The following is an 18,362-nucleotide window of genomic DNA, read 5'->3' on the forward strand; positions in this document are numbered from 1 at the left end:
TCGACGGCCGGAATGACGCGCCCGCGAATGATTAAATTTCGGCCATCTTTTTGGACATTGCAGGTCAAGAGCGGGGCGAATGTCTGCATTAATCCCTGTTTTATAAACGGGAATCGACGCTAAGATCCGCCAATCGATCACCTAGCGTGGGGGGAATGCCGTGCAGGCACCACCAGGATTACGTCGCACAAGAGGGAGATCTGCGGCAAATCGCCGTCTATTCGCCATCTCTGCTGTTGTATTTTCGCTGATCATCGGAGCAGGTACCGCCGAGGCTTCCTCGAAGCCCGAGCCCCCTAGCTGGTCACCCGGGCCGTTGCAGGAAACCGAATCGGTCCCCGGAAAGGACGCCCCGAAAGCGGGGGTAGATATTCCAGAAGAGCAGGTTGATGCCTGGACTCCGAAGGACGTGTACTGGCCGCCGGCCACCGACGCCGAGGTCGATCTCGGCGCTACCGCGACCATCCCGGCAGGCTCGCTCTTCACCAACCCCGGCCTCGCCAAGGGTCCGGCCGCGCCAACGCCCGATCCGAGCCGCGTTGGTGACGCTCCGGTATGGGTCGCCCCAGCTGCTGCGGAAGACGCCCCTCGCAGTGGTAAGGCCGCCGTGGCGCTTGAGGACCGTGCGGCTGCCGAGAAGGTTGGCCTGCAGGGCATGCTGGTCTCGGTCCGCCCGGGCGAGGGGGTGACCAAGGGCGGACCCGTCAAGGTATCCGTGGACGTCTCGCACATCTCGGGTTCCTTCAGCGCAGACTGGCTCTCGCGCGCCCAGCTCGTCGCGCTCCCCGAGTGCGCACTGACGACTCCTGACCGTCCGGAGTGCCGTAAGCAGACTCCGCTGACCACCACCAAGGACGGGGATCGGCCCGGTCTCCTCAGCGCGGAGGTCCCCCTCGCGGCACCTGAAAGCGATGCTCAGAGCATGAGTGCCGACGCGGGTACCTCGGGCGGGGCCACCGTCTTCGGTGCGGCGGTCAGTCCGAACGGCCCGGCCGGCAGCTTCGCGGCCACCAGCCTTGGGTCTTCCGGTTCCTGGAGCAGCGGCTCCAACACCGGCGGGTTCTCCTGGTCCTACCCCATCGACGTACCCGAAGGCCTCGGCGGCACGAAGCCCAGCGTCGCACTGTCCTACAGCTCCCAGGCCGTAGACGGCCGTACGGCTGCGACGAATAACCAGGCGTCGTGGATCGGTGAAGGCTGGGACTACTCGCCGGGCTTTGTGGAACGCAACTTCAAACCGTGCTCCGAGGACGGCCAGACGGGCTCTGGCGACCAATGCCTGGCTGGTGAGAACGCCACCTTCTCCCTGCGCGGCAAGTCCTCCGCCTTGGTCAAGGACGACACGACCGGCGAATGGCGGCTGGAGAACGACAACGCCTCGAAGGTCGAGCACCTGACCGGTGCGGTCAACGGTGACGACAACGGCGAGTACTGGAAGGTGACCACCACCGATGGCACCCAGTACTACTTCGGTCTCGGCCACAAGCCTGAAACCACAACCGGTCCGGCCACCAACTCCGCCTGGACCATGCCCGTCTACGGGAACAACACAGGCGAGGACTGCCACAAGTCGACGTTCGAGGCATCCTGGTGCCCGCAGGCCTGGCGCTGGAACCTCGACTTCGTCGTCGACACCCGAGACGGCCTGATCACCTACACCTACGACACCGAACTCAACAGCTACAAGCGTGGCGCCTCGGATACGAACCCCACAGGCACCATCGAAGAGTACGTTCGCGGCGGAAACCTCGAGAAGATCACCTACGGCTCGAAGCTCGCCGACGCGGCCACCGTCAAGCCCACCGCGCAGGTTCTTTTCGAGGTCGAAGAGCGCTGCCTGCCCGAGAAGGACGTCTTCGACTGCGATGCGTCAAAGCTGACCGCGGCCAACAAGACGAAGTGGCCGGACGTGCCCTTCGACCAGAAGTGCGCGGCGACCGGTACTTGCGAGAACTACTCGCCGACGTTCTGGACCACCAAGCGGCTCACCAAGATCACCACGCAGGTCCTGGACAGTGCCGGCGGATACGACAACGTCGACTCGTACGCGCTGACGCATCAGTTCCGGGACCCGAAGGATGGAACGGCCCCGTCCCTGTGGCTGGCCTCCGTCCGACGGACGGGCTACGACGGTGCAGCATCGTTCACCCTTCCGCAGGTCGTCTTCTACGGCTCCCCGAGGAACAACCGGGTCGACTCCAGCATCGACCAGCGGCCGGCCATGAACCGGCACCGCATCGTGTCGATCAAGTCCGAGACCGGAAAGATCACCGACATTGTGTACGCCGGTGCCGACTGCTCCCCCGGCGCAGGCCTGCCCACGGCGGCCGACTCCAACACCAAGCGCTGCTTCCCCGTCTACTGGAACAAGGACCCCAGAAGTCCCAACGATCCGGAGCTGGACTGGTTCCACAAGTACGTCGTCGACCACGTCACCGAAACGGATCCCTTCGGTGGCTCTCGCCCCCAGGAAGTCCGCTACGAGTACGTCGGCGGGGCCGCCTGGCACCGTGACGACGAGGAGCTGACCAAAGACGAGTACCGGACCTGGAACCAGTTCCGCGGTTACGGACAGGTCATCACCCGCGCTGGCACCGCCCCCGACGTCGTGTCCAAGACGGCCGCCTACTACCTGCGCGGCATGGACGGCGACATCAAGGCCGACAACAAGACCAAGCGGTCTGTCACCTTCACCGGGATCACCGGGAACGCGATCAAGGACAGCAACCACCTCGCCGGCACACTCCGCGAGCTGCAAACCTTCGCCTCCGACGGCGGAGAGCTCGTCTCCAAGGCCCAGCACGACCCATGGATCCCGGCGCCCAAGCCGGTGACCGCCACCCACAGCCGCGGCGCCAACCTTCCTCCCCTCACAGCCCAGATGCAGGGCACCGTCCTGTCCCAGCAGAAGGTGCTGCTCGCCGACAAGACCTGGCGGACCACCTCGCAGGCCGTCGACTACGACGAGACCTACGGACTGCAGAGGTCGGTCCTGGACAAGGCTGACGGTCTGCCCGACATCTGCACCACCACCTACTACGTCCGCAAAATCACCGACCCCGACTACATCGTCGACCGCGTCTCACAGACCCTGCGGACCCAGGCCGCCTGCGGGGTGGCCGCCACCGAGGAGAACACCCTGGACGGCAGCCGCGTCCAGTACGACAACAAACCTTTCGGCACCCTCGACGGCCCCGGACAGCCCACAAGCACCAGCGTCCTGGACCGCTTCGAGTCCGGGGTCCACAACTACATCCCCAAGTCCACCACCGCGTACGACGCCTACGGCCGTATCACCAGCGCCACCGACGCCGCAGGCGCCACCACCAAGACGGCGTACACGCCGGCCGCTCCGGCCCGCGCGACGACCCTGAAGGTCACCAACGCCAAGAACTGGACGACGACCACCACCCTGCACCCGTTGCGCGGGCTCCCGGTCAAGACCGTCGACCAGAACAACCGCACCACCGAGGCGACCTACGACGAGCTGGGCCGCACCACCCAGGTGTGGCTGCCGGGCCGTGCCCGCACCCAGAGCGCCAGCAAGGTGTTCACCTACGACCTGAACCAGTTCACCACCAGCTCGGTCACCACTCAGACGCTTCGCACCGCAGGGGACTACGCCACCTCCATCAGCATCCTTGACGCGATGGGACAGCAGGTCCAAACCCAGTCCGTCCCGCTGGAGAATGCGAAAGACACCCGTCTGATCACCGACACCGCCTACGACAGCCGGGGCCGCGTCTCCAGGGCGAGCAGCACCTACACCAACAAAGAGTCCGACCCCGTGAAGAACCTCTTCCCGGCCAAGGACAACATGGTGCCCGCCCTCACCGTCACCCAATACGACGGTCTCGGCCGCCCCGTGGCGAACATCTTCGTCTCGAAGGCGCAGGAGCAGTGGCGGACCGCGATCGCTTATCCGGGTGCCGACCGTGTCGACACCACACCGCCGCAGGGCGGCACCGCCACGAGCACCATCACCGACGCCCGCGGGCGCAAGACCGAGCTGCGCCAGTACAAGGTCGGCACCCCCACGGGTGCGTTCGACACCACCCGCTACGGCTACGACACCGTCGGCCAGCTGACCCAGATCACCGACCCAGCCGGTAACGGCTGGGCCTACGAGTACGACCTGCAAGGCCGTCAGACCAAGGCGGTGGACCCGGACAAGGGCACCTCCACGAGTACCTACGACGTGGCCGGCCGTCTCGTATCGTCCACGGACGCCCGCGGGACCTCCATCTTCACCAGCTACGACATCCTGGGCCGTCCCACCACCCGCAACCTGAACGCGGCCGACGGCACCAAGCTTGCCGAGTACGAGTACGACACCCTCCTGCCCGGCCTGGCGACCGGATCCACGAGCTGGGTGGCCGGCAAGGCCTGGATCCAGGAAGTCACGGGCTACGACATCGGCTACCGCCCCACCGGCACCAAGCTGACCGTCCCCGCCGGCGAAGGAGCCCTCACCGGCACCCACACCACCTCAGCCACCTACGACCCGAACACCGGGCTGGAGGAGAAGCTCAACCTGCCTGCGGCCGGCGGTCTGCCTGCCGAACGCCTCACCACCACCCGAAACGACAACGGTCTGCCGCGCGCCTATGGCTCGGACGATGTCAGCTACGTCAACTACGTCAGCTACAACGAACTCGGCCAGATTCAGCGCACTACCTTCGGCGCCAGCCCGAAATTTGTCGCCATCACCAACTCCCACGACGAGGCCACAGGCCGGGTCCTGCAGACCGAACTCACCAAGCAGGGCCAGACCACCGCAGTCGACATCGCCAACTACACCTTCACTCCCAACGGAGACGTCACCTCCGTCGCCAACATCCAAGGCGCAGCACGGGACACCCAGTGCTTCACCTACGACTACCAAGGCCGTCTCACCGAGGCCTGGACCGACACCGGCACCACCACCACCAAGACCGGCCCCGTGCCCGGAATCGGAGGCTGCACCAACACAGCCCCCAGCAATAGCGAGATCGGCGGCACGGCCCCGTACTGGCAGTCGTTCACCTACGACGTCACCGGCAACCGCAAGACCCTGACCGACCACGACCCCACAGGTGACGCCAACAAAACCACCGTCACCACCAACACCTACCCCGCATCCGGCGCAGCTCGCCCGCACACCCCGGTCTCCACCACAAGGAAGCTGGGCAGCAACGGCCCTGTCACGACCAACCTCACCTACGACAAGGCCGGAAACACCCTCACCCGCCCCGACACCGGCGACGCCCCCGACAACCTCCCCGGCGATGGCGGACCGACCCAGACGCTGACCTGGAACGCCGAAGGCAGACTCGCCTCCAACACCACCAACGCGGGAACGTCCACCTACATCTACGACGCGGCCGGCAACCGTCTGGCCCGCAAGGACCCCGGCAAGACCACCCTGTACGCCGGGACGGACGAGCTCACCCGCGACACCGCCACCGACAAGGTCACCGGCACCCGCTACTACACGACCCCCGGCGGCACCACCATCGTCCGGACCTCTGCCGGCAAGCTTTCCTACGTCGCGGCCGACCACCACAACACCGGCACCACCTCCATCGACGCCGCCACGCTTGCAGTCCAGCGCCGCTTCACTAAGCCCTTCGGTGAAGACCGCGGCACCAAGCCGACGGCATGGCCCGGCGAGCGGGGATTCGTCGGCGGCACCCAGGACAAGTCGACCGGGCTCACCCACATCGGGGCCCGCGAATACGACTCCGCAGCAGGCCGTTTCCTCTCCGTTGACCCGGTCCTCGTCCGAGACTCCCCGCAGGCGTTCAACGGCTACAGCTACGCCAACAACACTCCGGTCACCACCTCCGACCCCACCGGCATGTGCGCTGAGGTGGAGTGCCCGACCCGGCCTTCCCCCGACCACGAGAACACCACACCCGGCCACGTGCCCGGACCTCCCAAACTCACGCCGAGTGCCCAGCAAAAGGGAGGACGCAACGGAGCTGGCACTTCCCAAGGGGGAAACTGCCGGACATCCTTGTTCACATGCAGCTCGGACCCGTGGCAAGCCGGCCACCAGCTCTTCCCCTTCCCCCCACGCTGGCTTGGGCAGGGGGAGCGGCCTCGTCCCTCCATGGACGAAGCGGGGTTCCTTGAGAAATTCAGAGGAGACATAGAGGAGGCCGCGTACGCCTTCGGACTGGACAAAGCCGCACTAGTCGCACTCCTACTTCAGGAAGGATCAGGGAGAGGAGAGATCGCCGAAATTCCCCTCCTTGGCCTCATGCTGAGGACCGCGGAATCCTACGGCGTAATCGGCGGCAAGAATAACACTGTGGGCATTGCACAGATGCGCCCTGACCTGGCGGCCAGATTGGCGCAGAAATACTACGGCGTGAAGATGAGCGAAAAGGAAGCCAGGGCCAAGCTGGCCATTAGTGATTCCACCGGAATCCAATTGGCCGCAGCCAATATGCGCGACCTAAAGGATACGTATTCGATCACTGATGCTCAGGCTTATGTGGCCTACGCTGGTGACGGAAGGGTGATCAAGCAATGGCTGGCAGGAAATAGGGAGAGGGCTCCGCTGATGTTTGCTCGCGAAGCCGGCTACGGTCGGAGGCTGACTCAAGGAAACGCGTTCTGGGGGGACTGAAATGAGACTGCGTCAGGGTATCGCAATACTGCTCGTATTCCTGATTGGAGGGGTCGCTTTCGCATTGTGGCGCGCATTGCCCGGGACGGCAGAAGTGAACAGAGAAGCCAGAGGTCAGGTGATATCCGGGGTCAAGGTGGTGCAGAAAGTTGACACCACCAGCTCGGCCGGCCATCCCCAGTACGAGATCGACTACGTCGTTCTGGAATCTGGTCTACCCTCCGGCCAAGGAGTTCAGCGCCAGGCAGAGCGAATGAGGACACTCGGTTGGGACGTCAGCGGTGACGAGTCGGCAGGATTCACCGCGACCAGTTCCCGCCTGAATGGACTGGCAACCTTCACGCCCCTGCGGGACTATCTCGCCGACGCGAACCCGGCCCTGAGTGAGGTCGACACCAAAGAGAAGCTACGGACCCGGTTCGGCGACGGCGGCGATCTCGTACTCGTCACTCTTCAGCCACTGGACCCACGCAACTGAGAGGGACGTGTCGAGAAGTTGGGCCCCTTGGTCGGCTTCATGAGGGAGAGAGGGGCGGTGATGGCGAGAAACACTAAGGTTCGAGGGCCGAGGTCGAAGGATCACCGCAGGCAAGGTGTCGGCTACTTCGCAGGCCTCTGCGCAACTATCACTATCACGGCCATGTCCGGTTGCGGGCTGATGGACAGCGATAATGTTGCCGAGGTTCAGCGCGCAGAACTAGCCGGCACCTGGCAAGACGCGCAAGGTGACAGTGTCACGATAAACGACGACGGGACATTCACCGCAGAGAATCTGAAGGGGTAGCCTCTCAGAGGGGATGGCGTAAAAATGCTAGGGAAGGAGCTCCTGGAGGGCGCCGGAGAATGGGCCTCTCACGACATAGGTTCGGGCCCCCGCGTCGACCTTGAATTCACAGGAGGCGGAGCCCTTTCCTTTACCGTAAAGGAAAAGGCTGGCATGAAAGTCCTCACCACCCGGATTCGCGACGATTCTAAATCGATCCGCAAGAGGAACCCCACAGCAAGTCCGTAGATTCCACCACTCGCGATTGGCCGTCAGCTTCAGGCTGGCGGCCAATCTGCGTAGCAATGTGGGAAAACAGGGGAAGCATGCTATGGGGAAAAGTCGGAAGAGTTAGGCCGTCACACTAGGGCTGGACGGGTGCGCTTCTCGACGAAGGGAGCGAGCCTGAACTTCACCATCGATAAGCTCGACAGCCTCAGCGCTGGCACGGTCCTCACCGGCGCAAGGGCGACAAGGTCATGGACTGCGCGAAGCTCCTGAACACCCTGATCTGAAGTGCCGGGTGCGCCCGTCCAGCCACGGGCGGACCCACGCCGAGCCGGCGCACGGACACGGGCAGCGGATTCGAACGCCACTGGACAAGAGTGTGGGGGCCGTGTGGGCCACTGCTCGGCTGGCGACGGCAGGCTGTCCGGTCGGAAAACTGAGGCCAGGTGCGCAGCGCACCAACGCTGGCTCTGCAGGGCGCAGACGACAGCGGTAGGCAGGTCCCCCAGCCTCGTACGCAGGCCACATGCGTATCCCGCTCGTAGGGCGCTTGGGCGCTGCTCTACGCCGTCCGGGCAGTTGCTGCCATGTCGAGTCCGCCTTGGGAGCGGGGAGTCTTGGCTCCCACTCGGCGGGGCGCGACCGTCCGGGGATCGATCGCTTCGCCTGGCGCTCCCTGGTTGTAGACGCCGTCGGGGTCGGTGTCGCGGTCGTGCGGAAGCAGGAAGAAGACACGTCGGAGCTGGAGCCCGCTGTCTGGGTCGGCCTCGGCGTGTTCATCGAGTTCGGTGTAGCCGACCATGCGTCCGTCTCGGGCGTAGCGGGGCTTTCCCCGGCGGCGTGCGGTCTTGTCGAGGGCCTGGCGTACGTAGTCGAGATGTTCGGGGTTCTCCAGCCACACCACCGTGTTCTCGTGGAGGTGGTCGCTCTCGTTCAGCAGCGAGCTCATGACTGCAGCCCCTTTTCGTTGTCGGCGGCCGGGTACAGGCCGGGGTGGGTGCGGGAACGGTCGCGTTCAGGCGTGCCGCGTCCATCGTAGAGAGATGTGGGCTGGGCGCGTAGTGCGCATGGTTTAGACATGTTCGGGTTCGTCATCGGCAAGGAGTGCGAGTCCGGGGTAGTACTTCTTTCCGCTGGATTTCATCATGTCGGCCGGTGAGGCCAGGGCGAGCTCCTGGCGCACGCGGGTTGCGAAGGCGCGGGCGGTGGCGGGCCGGATGCCTTCGCCGGTGCTGCACCAGCTGCTGTAGGCGGCGTAGAGGAGTCCTTGCTCGACCTTGAGGTCGCCCGGGCCTCGATCGCCGGCGCGGCTGATGGTAGCGCTGGTGCAGCACTCGGTGAGGAAGCGCCCGATGTGGTCCTCGGTCGTCGCGTAGGCCTGGGTAGCCATCCGTACGGATGCCGGTCCCGTCAGCGGGTCACGGGTGGCGAGGTAGAGCTGGGCACCCTCGATCAGCCAGTGCAGGAAGCCGGGGCCTTCGCTATCGACGAGTTGCTCGGCCAGGTTGTCGATCTTGCGAGAGGCGGGGACGACACGTTCGAAGGGGATAAGGCGGATACGGCGCCAGAAGGCGTGCCCACCGGTTCCGACTTCCGGACGGTGGTTGCCCAGCAGCCACAGCTTGTGTGTGGGCGTGAAGGAGAAGAAGTCCTGGCGCATCCGGCGGGCCATGATGCGGTCGCCGCCTGTCAGCAGCTTGACTCGGGACTCGTCGAACTTGTCATTGGGCTTGAGCTCACTGCACACCACGATGCGCCGGCCGTGCAGCTCGGTCAGCTCGGTGGAGTGCTCGGAGAACTTGCCCTTCTCCATCAGGAATCCGGGCGGGGCTGCCTGCGCGTAGTCGCCCAGGATTTGCGTCATGACGTCCAGCAGGACGGACTTGCCGTTGGCGCCGGTGCCGTAGAGGAACGGAAGGACCTGCGCGCCGACGTCTCCGGTGATGGAGTACTCCAGGAGCAGGTGGAGGAACTGGATGGTCTCCAGGCCCTTGTCGTCATCGCCGAGGTGTCGTGGAGGAACCGGTACCAGCGCGGTGTGGGCATGGCCTCGGGGCCGACGCTGGCGGCCCGCGAGTGCATGTCGCGTTCGGGGTCGGGCTTGCGCAGCTGTCCAGTGTGCAGGTCGACGACGCCGGCCGGAGTGCACAGGGCGTACGGGTCGCCGTCCAGGGTGTCGGGGTCGAGGGCGAGCGCGCGTGAGGCCTTGGCCTGGGTGAGCATGGCCTTGATGCCGGGGGTCGACATGGACCTGTGCCGGTGCAGGAGGAGGTCGCGGTCGCTGAAGAGGCCTGTGGGGTCGCTGGCCGGCATCTGCTCGGCCATGTCTCCGGCTGCCCAGACGGCGGACTTTGAAGTTTCCCCATGATCTTGAACACGTTGTTGTTACGCCGCGAGGGCTTGGCCTTGTCGGTAGCGCAGGCGTGTCTCGTGGGGTGTGAGGTAGCCCCAGTGAATGTGTTTGCGCAGGCGGCGTCTGTTGTAGAAGGTCTCGACGAAGTCGAAGATGTCGGCGCGGGCGGTGGCCCGGTCGGGCCAGAAGCGGGTGCGGATCTCCTCTTTGAGTACGGCCCAGAAGCTCTCCGCGGCGGCGTTGTCGAAGCAGCTCCCGGTCCGGCCCATGCTCTGCCGGTGTCCCAACTCACGGATTTTGTGGCGGAGTTGTCCGGACGTGTATTCCGATCCGCGGTCGCTGTGGATCAGGCAGCCGGGTTCCAAGCGACCCAGTGCGGCGGCCATGTCCAGGGCGTCGACGACCAGGTCGGCACGATGGTGGTCGGCCATTGAGTACCCGATGATCTCGCGTGTGGCCAGGTCCAGCCACGAGGCGAGGTAGAGCCAGCCCTCGGCCGTGGGGATGTAGGTGATGTCCCCGACGATCCGCGTGCCGGGGCGGGCGGCGGTGAAGTCCCGGCCGATCAGGTCCGGCGACGGGGCGGCCTTGGTGTCGGCCTTGGTCAGGCTGCGGCGGCCGGTGCGCCGGCCGTTCCCGGCGATGCCGTTCTCCCTCATGACCCGGGCCACCCGCTTGTGGTTGACCGGCCGGCCCTGCCGGCGCAGTTCGGCGGTGACGCGCGGAACTCCGTAGTTCCGCCAGGACGCGATGTGGATCACCGTGATCTGGTGGGCCAGGGCCTCCTCGGCCCGCCGCCTCGCCTCGCGGGCCTCGGCTCCGGCCACCCACGCGTAGTACGTGGAGCGGGCAGTCTTCATCACCTCGCACAGCAGCACGACCGTGAAGTTCGCCTTCTCCGCGTGGATGAACCGGCATATCTCGCTCACCGGTCGCTCTCCTTCGCGAAGAAGGCGGTCGCTTTTTTCAGGATCTCGATCGTCTTCGCCTGCTCGGCGGTCAGCTTCCGCAGCCGCTTCAGCTCTTCGTCCCGGTCAGCGGCACTCTGCCCGGCCCGCCCGGCAGAGACCGAACCGGCCTCCTGGGCGGCGCGGGCCTTCTTCACCCAGCCTCGCAGGGACTCCGAACTGATCCCGAGCGCCCGGGCAACCTCGGTCACCGGCCGGCCCGACGACCGCACGAGCTCGATCGCGTCCCGCTTGTACTCGTCCGAGTACCGCTTCGTGTACTTGCTTCCCACCTGGCACTGCTTCCTCTGGGCTCTCACGTCCCAGTCTCCAGGTGTCCACGATCAAGGGGAAGCTTCAGTGTCGCCGTCACCCCGCTTCATCACCACGCAGAGAGTCGTCTAACACCTGGGGCGGGGTCAGCGATATGGGCTCCAGCGACCGAAACGAGCCATCAACTTCCGTGCAGCGTCCTCCTCCAGCCCGAGAGCAGCGGCGGCCTGTGCGGTGTCCAGGTCGTTCGCGGTGCCGCGGGCAGCCCAGTAGCCGACCCGCTCCGCGGTGACCTCCAACCGGCGAGCCGCCCGTACGGCCGCGACCGGGGAGGTCCGGGTCAGCTTGTCGATCTCCTCTTCCAAGCGCTCCAGCAGCGTGGTGACCGTCTCCGGCAGAGGGATAGTGGTCGCCTCTACCTGTTCCGTGTGCCCGTCCCAGTCTTCGAGGCAGGCATCCGCCTGGTCCTCCCCACCGTCGTCCAAGTCCTGGTCGTCGCCGATCGCCTCCCATTCCAGACGGTGCTCGGGGCCGGCCCAGCCACAGGAGCACACCGCGCGCAGCGCGGCCGCACGCGGGACGTGGGCCCATCGGCCGTCGTAGACGGACCACTGTGAGACGGCCTGCCCACCCGGTCCGGAACCGCTGTCGAAGTAGACGGGGTCCGGGACGGTGCCGTCGGACAGGAGCACCCCGACCGCACCCGTGTGGGAGGAGCCGAACTCCTCCGTCGTCCATGTTTCCCGCCTGCCCTCGCCCATGAGACTCCTCAAGCCGGCTGTCCTGCAGTTTCCGGTGCCACCGGCTGGTGGCACCGGACAGACGACGATGCCGCAGCCCGACCGGCCGGCGGAGCGAAATCCATGAACAGGTCACGTGCCCGGAGCCGGTGGGGTTCACGGAGTACACGGCCATCTGGGTGGCAGCAGGAGCAGGTGGTCCAATGCCCCGCTGCCCATACCGGCAGAGCGGGCATGGATGGCGCAGCCATTGCCCCCCCTTGCTGTGAGCAGCGAGCGTCAATGCTGGAGCGCACCTGGCTCAAGAAGCAGACCGAGATCACGTTCGTCCTGCCCGCCGGCCATCCGGCCGGTGAGGTCAGCGTCGTCGGTGACTTCACCGACTGGCAGCCCGGTCCCCACCCGCTGGCCGAGCAATCCGACGGGAGCCGGTCGGTCACGGTCACCCTGCCGGTGAGCCAGCACCACCAGTTCCGCTACCTCGCCGACGGCGGCCACTGCCTCGATGAAGAGGAAGCGGACGGCCACGACGGCTGCAACAGCCTCCTGCACACCTGACCCGCCGTAGCCAGCGGGCACTCACTCATGAAGGAGAACTCGTATGGCTGACATGTGGAGCTACAGCCCCGACGCGCACTACACACCCGGCACCAGCCTGGTCGGGCCCGTGGATCTTCGGCAAGGAAGTCCTCATCCCCGCCGGCACCGTCGTCCGCGTCGACGTGAAGGAGAAGGAGATCCAGGTCAGCCTCTCCAAGGACCAGATCAACGACTCCCCCGAATACGACAAGGACAAGCACCGGGGCGACGCCGCCTACCGCGACCAGCTCGGCCAGTACTACGGCCGCGGCGGCACGTCGGCTAGCCGCACATGTAGCGCAGGCGTTGGGTACGGGTCAGTCCTGAGAGACGACCTGGAGCAGGTCGCCGACCTTCGCGTCCGGCATCGCACGGGCGACGTCCGCGAACGCGACGATGCCAAGCAGCGTGTGCCCATCGATGACCGGCAGCCGACGCACCTGGTGCTCACTCATGACGCGCAGGATCTCCTCCGCGTCGTCGTCGGCGCCGGCCGCACCGAGACGATCGAGATCAACTCGTTCCTGCAGGAACGGCCGGTCACGACGGACGGGAGGGGCGGTGCGCACCGCACGGTGTGCACCGCCCCTCCCCCGTTTCCGCGGGTGGATCAGCCCACCTGGTACTTGCCCTGCACGTCGACGATCATGTCGACGCTCTTCCACCCCTGGTTCCAGAGGTCCACGTGCATGCCCTGGCCGATGGTCGTCTGCACCAGGTTCGGCACGGTCGCGCCGGCCGTCCAGTTCAGGGCCGAGGAGACGGGACGTTCCGGCATGGTCGCGGTGCCGGCCTTGTAGTCGGACCACTGGTTGTGGTCGGCGGCGACCGACAGGAAGCCCACCTCGGTGGTGTTGGTCACCGTGGCGTTGAGCACCCAGCCGACGACGGGGGCCAGGTCCTCATCGTGCGGCAGGTAGACCGGCAGGTACGAACGGGCCGGGACCGGTCCGGACTTCTTGTCGGCCCACCACTTGTCCTTGCGGGTGTCCATGGCCCGGTACGGCACCCAGGCGGGCACGTAGGCGGCCTGGCTGTCGGCGCCGTAGTAGCCGACGACGTCGACGACCACGTCGGTCGACATCCAGCTCCCGTTGCGGATGGTGATCTTCCCGTCGGCGCCGACCGGCACGATCACCGAGTTGGCCACCGTCTGCTCGGGAGCGAAGTTCACGCTCGACGTGGCGGGAACCGGCTGACCGGCGGGGTAGGCGGTCAGGTGGCCGCTTTGCCACGGGTTGGTGACGGTCAGGTTGAGCGCCACGGCGGTGGCGCCCTTCGGCACGCGCCCGGTCCCGGCGATCGCGACGTCGACGGTGCCGTACTCGGGGATCCGGCCACCGATGCGCTCACGCGTGTCCAGGACGCGGGTCGGGTTCAGCGCGGTGTAGCCGCCGGCCTCCGACGCCGTGAAGTAGCCGGTGACGTCCGCGAGCAGATCGACCGACTCCCAGCCACCGTTGAAGAGGTGGACGAAGCCGTCCGCGCCGACGTTCGCGATCACCAGGTTCGGGACGCTCTGGCCCGCCAGGTAGTTCACGTTCGAGGTCTGGACCGTCTCGGCCAGGCCCTTGTCCGACTGGACCGATACGTGGCCCGGGCCCCTGGTGTTGGTGACGGTCACGTTGAGGACCACCGCGCGGACCCCGGCGGGCACGTCGGCGGCGCCCGCGACCTTCAGAGCCACCGAGCTGCGCCCCGCGACCTTGGCCTGCTTGGCGCCGACGCCGGCACGGGTGTCCAGCAGCCGGGTGGGCGCGTGCGGGGTGAACTCGGTACCCCTGGTGACGTACTTGAGCTCGTTCACGGCCTGGACGCCGTGCGTGGTGTCCTTCACCGTGACCTTGATCATGTACGAGCCGAGCGCGTACCCGTGCGAGAAGTCCCAGCGCTCGGAACCCTGCCTCGCAGCGCCCTTGCCCTCGGTCTTCGTCCCGTCACCCCAGTCGACGGTGATGTCGAGCTCGGCGTCCTCGCTCGTGACGAGGACCGACAGATCCATCTGGTGTGCGGTGGCGGAGGAGGCTTCCAGCGCGATCGCGGGAGATGCGGCGCTCAGTTTGCCCTGAGCCCCCGCCGCCCTGCTCCCCGCGCCGGCCAGCGGCGTGACGACCGTACGGTCGGCGGAACTGCGGACGGACTCGCTCTCGGGCCCCCCGGCCTCGAGCGGACCAAGGTCGGGCTGGGCCGCTCCGGGACCGCCCGGAGCGGCCGGAGCCGCCTGTGCGATGCCCGGAAGGAGTCCCACCCCTGCTGCCACGAAGGCAGCCGAAACTATGAGTCGGCGATTGCGCACCGGCCCCCCACTTCTGTTGATGCCGATCGAACTTTGCGATCATAACCACCGCACACAACCCCTTTCCGGCCATGCCCCGCGGCGGGATGTGCTCCGCCTGCCCGCGAACCCCGTACTGATCACGGAACCGGGATGCGTCGGCGCCCAGAAAGGCGGCGGGTGGTCAACGCACGCGTCACCGAGGATCGGTGGCGCTCAACGCGGCGCACGGGACCTTGATCGCGTGGCTGAGGGCGGCCTGCTAGTCGTCGCGAAGGCGACGGCCGGGGTGGTGGCACGTAGTCCTGCGGCGATGCGGTAGCGAAGCCATTGGTCGTGCGGGCCAGCCGGGACGTCGTCGATGAGCTGGGCGGCGGACTCGAAGTGTTCGCAGGCCTGCTCGATCTAGCCCAGGTACCGGTGGGCTCGGGCCATGTTGCCGCAAGTGAGGCGCAATAGCCGCGGACACGGTCGTCGCCGACCTTGTCGGCCCGGTTCAGGCATTCCTGGTCCAGTGCAGAGTCTCTTGTGGGGTGGGCTGGTGCCGGGCGAGGTAGTGCGCGGCGAGGCAGGCGTCGTAGTCATCCTCGGCCGCTTCCCACGTTTGAAGGAACAGGTCCCGCGCTCGGACATCCGGTCCTCTGGCCTCGGCCTGCATGCCCTGCACGCACAGCTGCACGACGATGTCCTCGGGGTTGGTCATGGTTGTCCTGAGGTGATGAGTTTGCGGCAGGTCCAGCCACCTCGACCCGTGCTCCTCCGGCCAAGGCCTCCCGCTGCAGGGCGGAGGTGATGGTGTTGATCTGCCCCCACTAGCCGTACTGGTGCAGGTTCACCCCGCAGGTCTACGCCCGGTGCAGAGCCGTCTCGATCGTGTCGATGCCCTTGGCCGGCGTGGCACCGGCCCCGTGGATGGCGGCGATGCTGCGTGCCTTGTGTGCCTCCATCCGTACGTACTCCCTGGCGACGGGGCCGCCACCCACAGCGGCATCACCCTCACCTGCGCCGCAGACTCCATCAGCCTGTCGAACTCCTCGTTGGTATCAACTGCCCCTGCCCCTCGGAGGCGGCGTGACCGCACGGCGTCGTGGACTTCTGGGACCAGCGCTCCGGCGATGACGACCTCATCGTCGACCGCTTCGGGTACTACGAGTCCAAGTAGCGGCAGCCGTATCCGTACAACCAAAGGTCCCGCCCGATCGTCAGACCGGGCGGAGCCTTCGCGCTTCCGTGTGCTCAGCGCCCACGTATTCGAATCCGTAAGAGAAAATGGGGGGCCGGTGCGTCATCACCGACTCGTAGTTTCCGCTGCCCTTGTGGCGGCTGGTATCGGACTCCTGCCGGGCATCGCGCAGGCGGCCGGCCCTGCCGTTCCTGCGGCGCAGGGAGCGTCCTCGGCCGGGGCCACCCCGGACGCGGAGCAGAAGCTCAAGGGCAGGACGTTCAGTAGCCCGGCCGACCGTACGGTGTCCACGGCGCCGTCCGGTGCCAAGGCCGGGGGGACCGCACGGACGCAGGGGGCGCCCGTCGCGGGGGACCAGCACCTCTCGGCCGACCTGTACGCGACGGGTGAGGGCGCGCACACGATCGACCTGCGGACCATCGTGTCCGCTCGGGAGTACGCCCTGGTCGACGTCACGATCGCATGGGGCGACGGGACCACGGACACCTTCAACACCAGCGTCATGCCCTTCGGCACCGACCTGCGCCACACCAAGCACAAGTACGCGGCCATCGGGTCGTACGACGTCAAGGTCACGGTGATGGACCCCACGACCGGCGCCGAGGGGGTCAACGGGCTGACCTTCGTCACCAATGGGACCGAGTTCACCGCGCACGAGCCCACCCGGCTGCTGGACAGCCGTGAGGGCATCGGCACCGGGCGGGCCAAGGTCGGCGCGCGCACGTCGGTGGCTCTCAAGGTGGCGGGCACCGCGAAGGTGCCCGCAGGGGTCACCTCGGTGGTCCTGAACGTCACCGTCACCAACACCACGGCGGCCGGCCACATCTCGGTCGCCCGGGACAAAGAACTGGCGGAGGGGGCCGAGACCTCCAGCCTGAACTACGTGGCGGGCCAGTCCGTTCCGAACCTGGTGATCGCACCGGTGGGCGATGACGGGTACGTGCACCTGTTCAACGCGGGCTGGGCGTCGGTCGACCTGCTGGCCGACGTCACCGGCTACTTCACTCCGTCGAAGGCGGCCGGCTACGGCCCGGTGACCCCGACCCGTATCGTGGACACCCGCGAGGACCTGGGCACCGCAAAGGGCCAGGTCGCCGGGTACGGCTCCTTCGGCGTGCAGATCGCCGGGCGCGGGGGCGTGCCCCAGGGCGCCACCGCGGTCGCGCTCAACCTGACCGTCACCAACCCGCGCTCGGCCGGGCACCTGACCGCCTACCCGGCCGGGAAGGCCGCCCCGACCACCTCCAACCTGAACTTCACCGCCGGCCAGACCGTCGCCAATGCGGTCATCGTGCCGATCGGCGCCGACGGGAAGATCAACATCCGCAACGGCGGCTGGAACCCGGCCGACGTGGTCCTGGACGTCGTCGGGTACTACACCCCGGCGAGCCGCTCCGCCTTCGTGTCCGCCTGGGTGCCCTTGCGGACCCTGGACACGCGCGTGAACTACAGCTGGGGCCTGCGCCCGGCCGGGCAGGTGCCGGCCCGAAAGCCCGAGGTGATGCGGTTCGAAGGCGACACGCACACCCCCGAGGTCGACGCCTGGGCCGTGAACACCACGGTCACGAACACGACCGGCGACGGCTTCCTGTCGGTGGCCCCGGACCCGAACTTCTGGTCCGACTACGAGAACGGCACGGCCGTCGCACCGAAGCGGCCGGTGTCCTCGGCCCTGAACTGGACGGCCGGCGGCACCGTCCCGAACTTGGTGCAGACGCCCGGTGGCAAGGGCGGCATCGTCGACTTCTGGAACCAGGGCTGGTCGGGCATCGACCTGATCGTCGACCTGGCCGGCTACTACCAGACGGTCTGAGCACGGGGAATGGGCGCTGTCGCCGTACGGCGGGAACAGCGCCCATTCCTGTGTGCCCTGAGCGTGGCCTGAGCCCGTTCCTACGTGACCTGAGCCCGTCGGACCCTCGTCTTCGTGTCGCGTCTGCCGTGCCCGCTGCAAGCCCGGACCGGGCCCGCACGCTACGGCCCTGCCGGGCCCGGCGGCACCAGAGCTACCGGGCACGTCCCGTGCCCCTGACCCGTGAGACCTGCTGCCGGTGGTCAGGAACAGCGGCCTCCGTCGAGGCCGGCTGACCGGGAGCCGCGGCGGCGGGCGGGTCATGGAGCGGGCACGGGCCGCCGCCGGAGAGACCCTCACCCGCAGCGCGGCCGGCGAGCGGTCGCCCGGTGCGCGGCCAACCTGTTCGAAGGTCTCCTCCTCCTCCTCCTCCTCCTCCGGCGGCGGCGGCGGCGCCGACGCCGGCGCCTGGAGCCGCTCGCGTACAAGGGCGGGAGCGTGGGGGGCGGCGATCAGGAGGTCGCCGAGCGCGGCCACGCATTGGCTCCTTCCGCCTGCCCGCCACAGCCCAACAAGGCAGGCGCCTTCCTGATCCGGACCTCCCCGCGCGCCC

General features: G+C 67.1%; 11 protein-coding genes and 2 pseudogenes. 5 read left to right on the forward strand and 8 right to left on the reverse strand.

Annotated features, from left to right (window positions below; translation table 11 throughout):
* The first annotated feature begins 316 nt into the window (after window positions 1-316).
* The 3 genes from OG898_RS28290 (at window position 317) to OG898_RS36415 (ending at window position 7,400) form a co-directional block, all read left to right on the forward strand.
* Window positions 317-6,616: an RHS repeat domain-containing protein gene (locus OG898_RS28290; RefSeq protein WP_266960658.1), complete on the forward strand. Its 6,300-nt coding sequence runs from the start codon at window positions 317-319 to the stop codon at window positions 6,614-6,616.
* A 94-nt stretch (window positions 6,617-6,710) separates the two neighbouring features.
* The gene (locus OG898_RS28295) at window positions 6,711-7,094 is read left to right on the forward strand and encodes a hypothetical protein (RefSeq protein ID WP_266960660.1); all 384 of its coding nucleotides are present in this window, start codon (window positions 6,711-6,713) and stop codon (window positions 7,092-7,094) included.
* A 180-nt stretch (window positions 7,095-7,274) separates the two neighbouring features.
* The gene (locus tag OG898_RS36415; RefSeq protein WP_353963683.1) at window positions 7,275-7,400 is read left to right on the forward strand and encodes a DUF6287 domain-containing protein; all 126 of its coding nucleotides are present in this window, start codon (window positions 7,275-7,277) and stop codon (window positions 7,398-7,400) included.
* A 769-nt stretch (window positions 7,401-8,169) separates the two neighbouring features.
* Here OG898_RS36415 and OG898_RS28300 read toward each other — a convergent pair.
* The 5 genes and pseudogenes from OG898_RS28300 to OG898_RS28320 form a co-directional block, all read right to left on the reverse strand.
* A complete protein-coding gene (locus tag OG898_RS28300) occupies window positions 8,170-8,556 on the reverse strand; it encodes a DUF6009 family protein (protein WP_266960662.1) in 387 nt (128 codons plus the stop codon).
* A 123-nt stretch (window positions 8,557-8,679) separates the two neighbouring features.
* Window positions 8,680-9,959: pseudogene (locus OG898_RS28305) on the reverse strand (phage/plasmid primase, P4 family); the annotation flags it as partial.
* Between the two features lie 33 nt (window positions 9,960-9,992).
* The gene (locus tag OG898_RS28310; protein ID WP_266960664.1) at window positions 9,993-10,889 is read right to left on the reverse strand and encodes an IS3 family transposase; all 897 of its coding nucleotides are present in this window, start codon (window positions 10,887-10,889) and stop codon (window positions 9,993-9,995) included.
* On the reverse strand, window positions 10,886-11,200 hold the full coding sequence (locus tag OG898_RS28315; RefSeq protein WP_266960666.1) for a transposase: 315 nt from the start codon (window positions 11,198-11,200) through the stop codon (window positions 10,886-10,888). The genes OG898_RS28310 and OG898_RS28315 overlap by 4 nt, the downstream gene beginning before the upstream one ends.
* Window positions 11,201-11,326: 126 nt before the next feature.
* Window positions 11,327-11,941, reverse strand: coding sequence for a hypothetical protein (locus OG898_RS28320; protein WP_266960668.1), 615 nt, complete (start codon window positions 11,939-11,941; stop codon window positions 11,327-11,329).
* Window positions 11,942-12,202: 261 nt separating this feature from the next.
* On the opposite strand from OG898_RS28320, the gene OG898_RS28325 reads away from it, so the two are divergent.
* Window positions 12,203-12,478, forward strand: coding sequence for an isoamylase early set domain-containing protein (locus tag OG898_RS28325; protein WP_266960670.1), 276 nt, complete (start codon window positions 12,203-12,205; stop codon window positions 12,476-12,478).
* A 338-nt stretch (window positions 12,479-12,816) separates the two neighbouring features.
* On the opposite strand, the pseudogene OG898_RS28330 reads toward OG898_RS28325, so the two are convergent.
* From OG898_RS28330 to OG898_RS28340, 3 genes and pseudogenes are all read right to left on the reverse strand, one after another.
* A pseudogene (locus tag OG898_RS28330) lies at window positions 12,817-12,990 on the reverse strand (CBS domain-containing protein); the annotation flags it as partial.
* Window positions 12,991-13,109: 119 nt separating this feature from the next.
* A complete protein-coding gene (locus OG898_RS28335) occupies window positions 13,110-14,759 on the reverse strand; it encodes a hypothetical protein (protein ID WP_266960672.1) in 1,650 nt (549 codons plus the stop codon).
* 511 nt (window positions 14,760-15,270) lie between these two features.
* Window positions 15,271-15,477 (reverse strand): hypothetical protein, encoded by a 207-nt coding sequence (locus OG898_RS28340; RefSeq protein ID WP_266960674.1) that lies wholly within the window; start codon window positions 15,475-15,477, stop codon window positions 15,271-15,273.
* Between the two features lie 613 nt (window positions 15,478-16,090).
* Between OG898_RS28340 and OG898_RS28345 the strand changes: the two genes are divergently transcribed.
* A complete protein-coding gene (locus tag OG898_RS28345; protein ID WP_266960676.1) occupies window positions 16,091-17,770 on the forward strand; it encodes a hypothetical protein in 1,680 nt (559 codons plus the stop codon).
* Window positions 17,771-18,362 lie beyond the last annotated feature (592 nt).

Source organism: Streptomyces sp. NBC_00193 (assembly GCF_026342735.1).
GTDB classification, from domain to species: domain Bacteria; phylum Actinomycetota; class Actinomycetes; order Streptomycetales; family Streptomycetaceae; genus Streptomyces; species Streptomyces stoeckheimensis.

Bases quoted from the DNA above. Each gene is read 5' to 3' on its own strand.
- OG898_RS36415 (WP_353963683.1), top strand. From the start codon at position 7,275: ATGGACAGCGATAATGTTGCCGAGGTTCAGCGCGCAGAACTAGCCGGC.
- OG898_RS28300 (WP_266960662.1), bottom strand. From the start codon at position 8,556: ATGAGCTCGCTGCTGAACGAGAGCGACCACCTCCACGAGAACACGGTG.
- OG898_RS28320 (WP_266960668.1), bottom strand. From the start codon at position 11,941: ATGGGCGAGGGCAGGCGGGAAACATGGACGACGGAGGAGTTCGGCTCC.
- OG898_RS28325 (WP_266960670.1), top strand. From the start codon at position 12,203: ATGCTGGAGCGCACCTGGCTCAAGAAGCAGACCGAGATCACGTTCGTC.
- OG898_RS28340 (WP_266960674.1), bottom strand. From the start codon at position 15,477: ATGACCAACCCCGAGGACATCGTCGTGCAGCTGTGCGTGCAGGGCATG.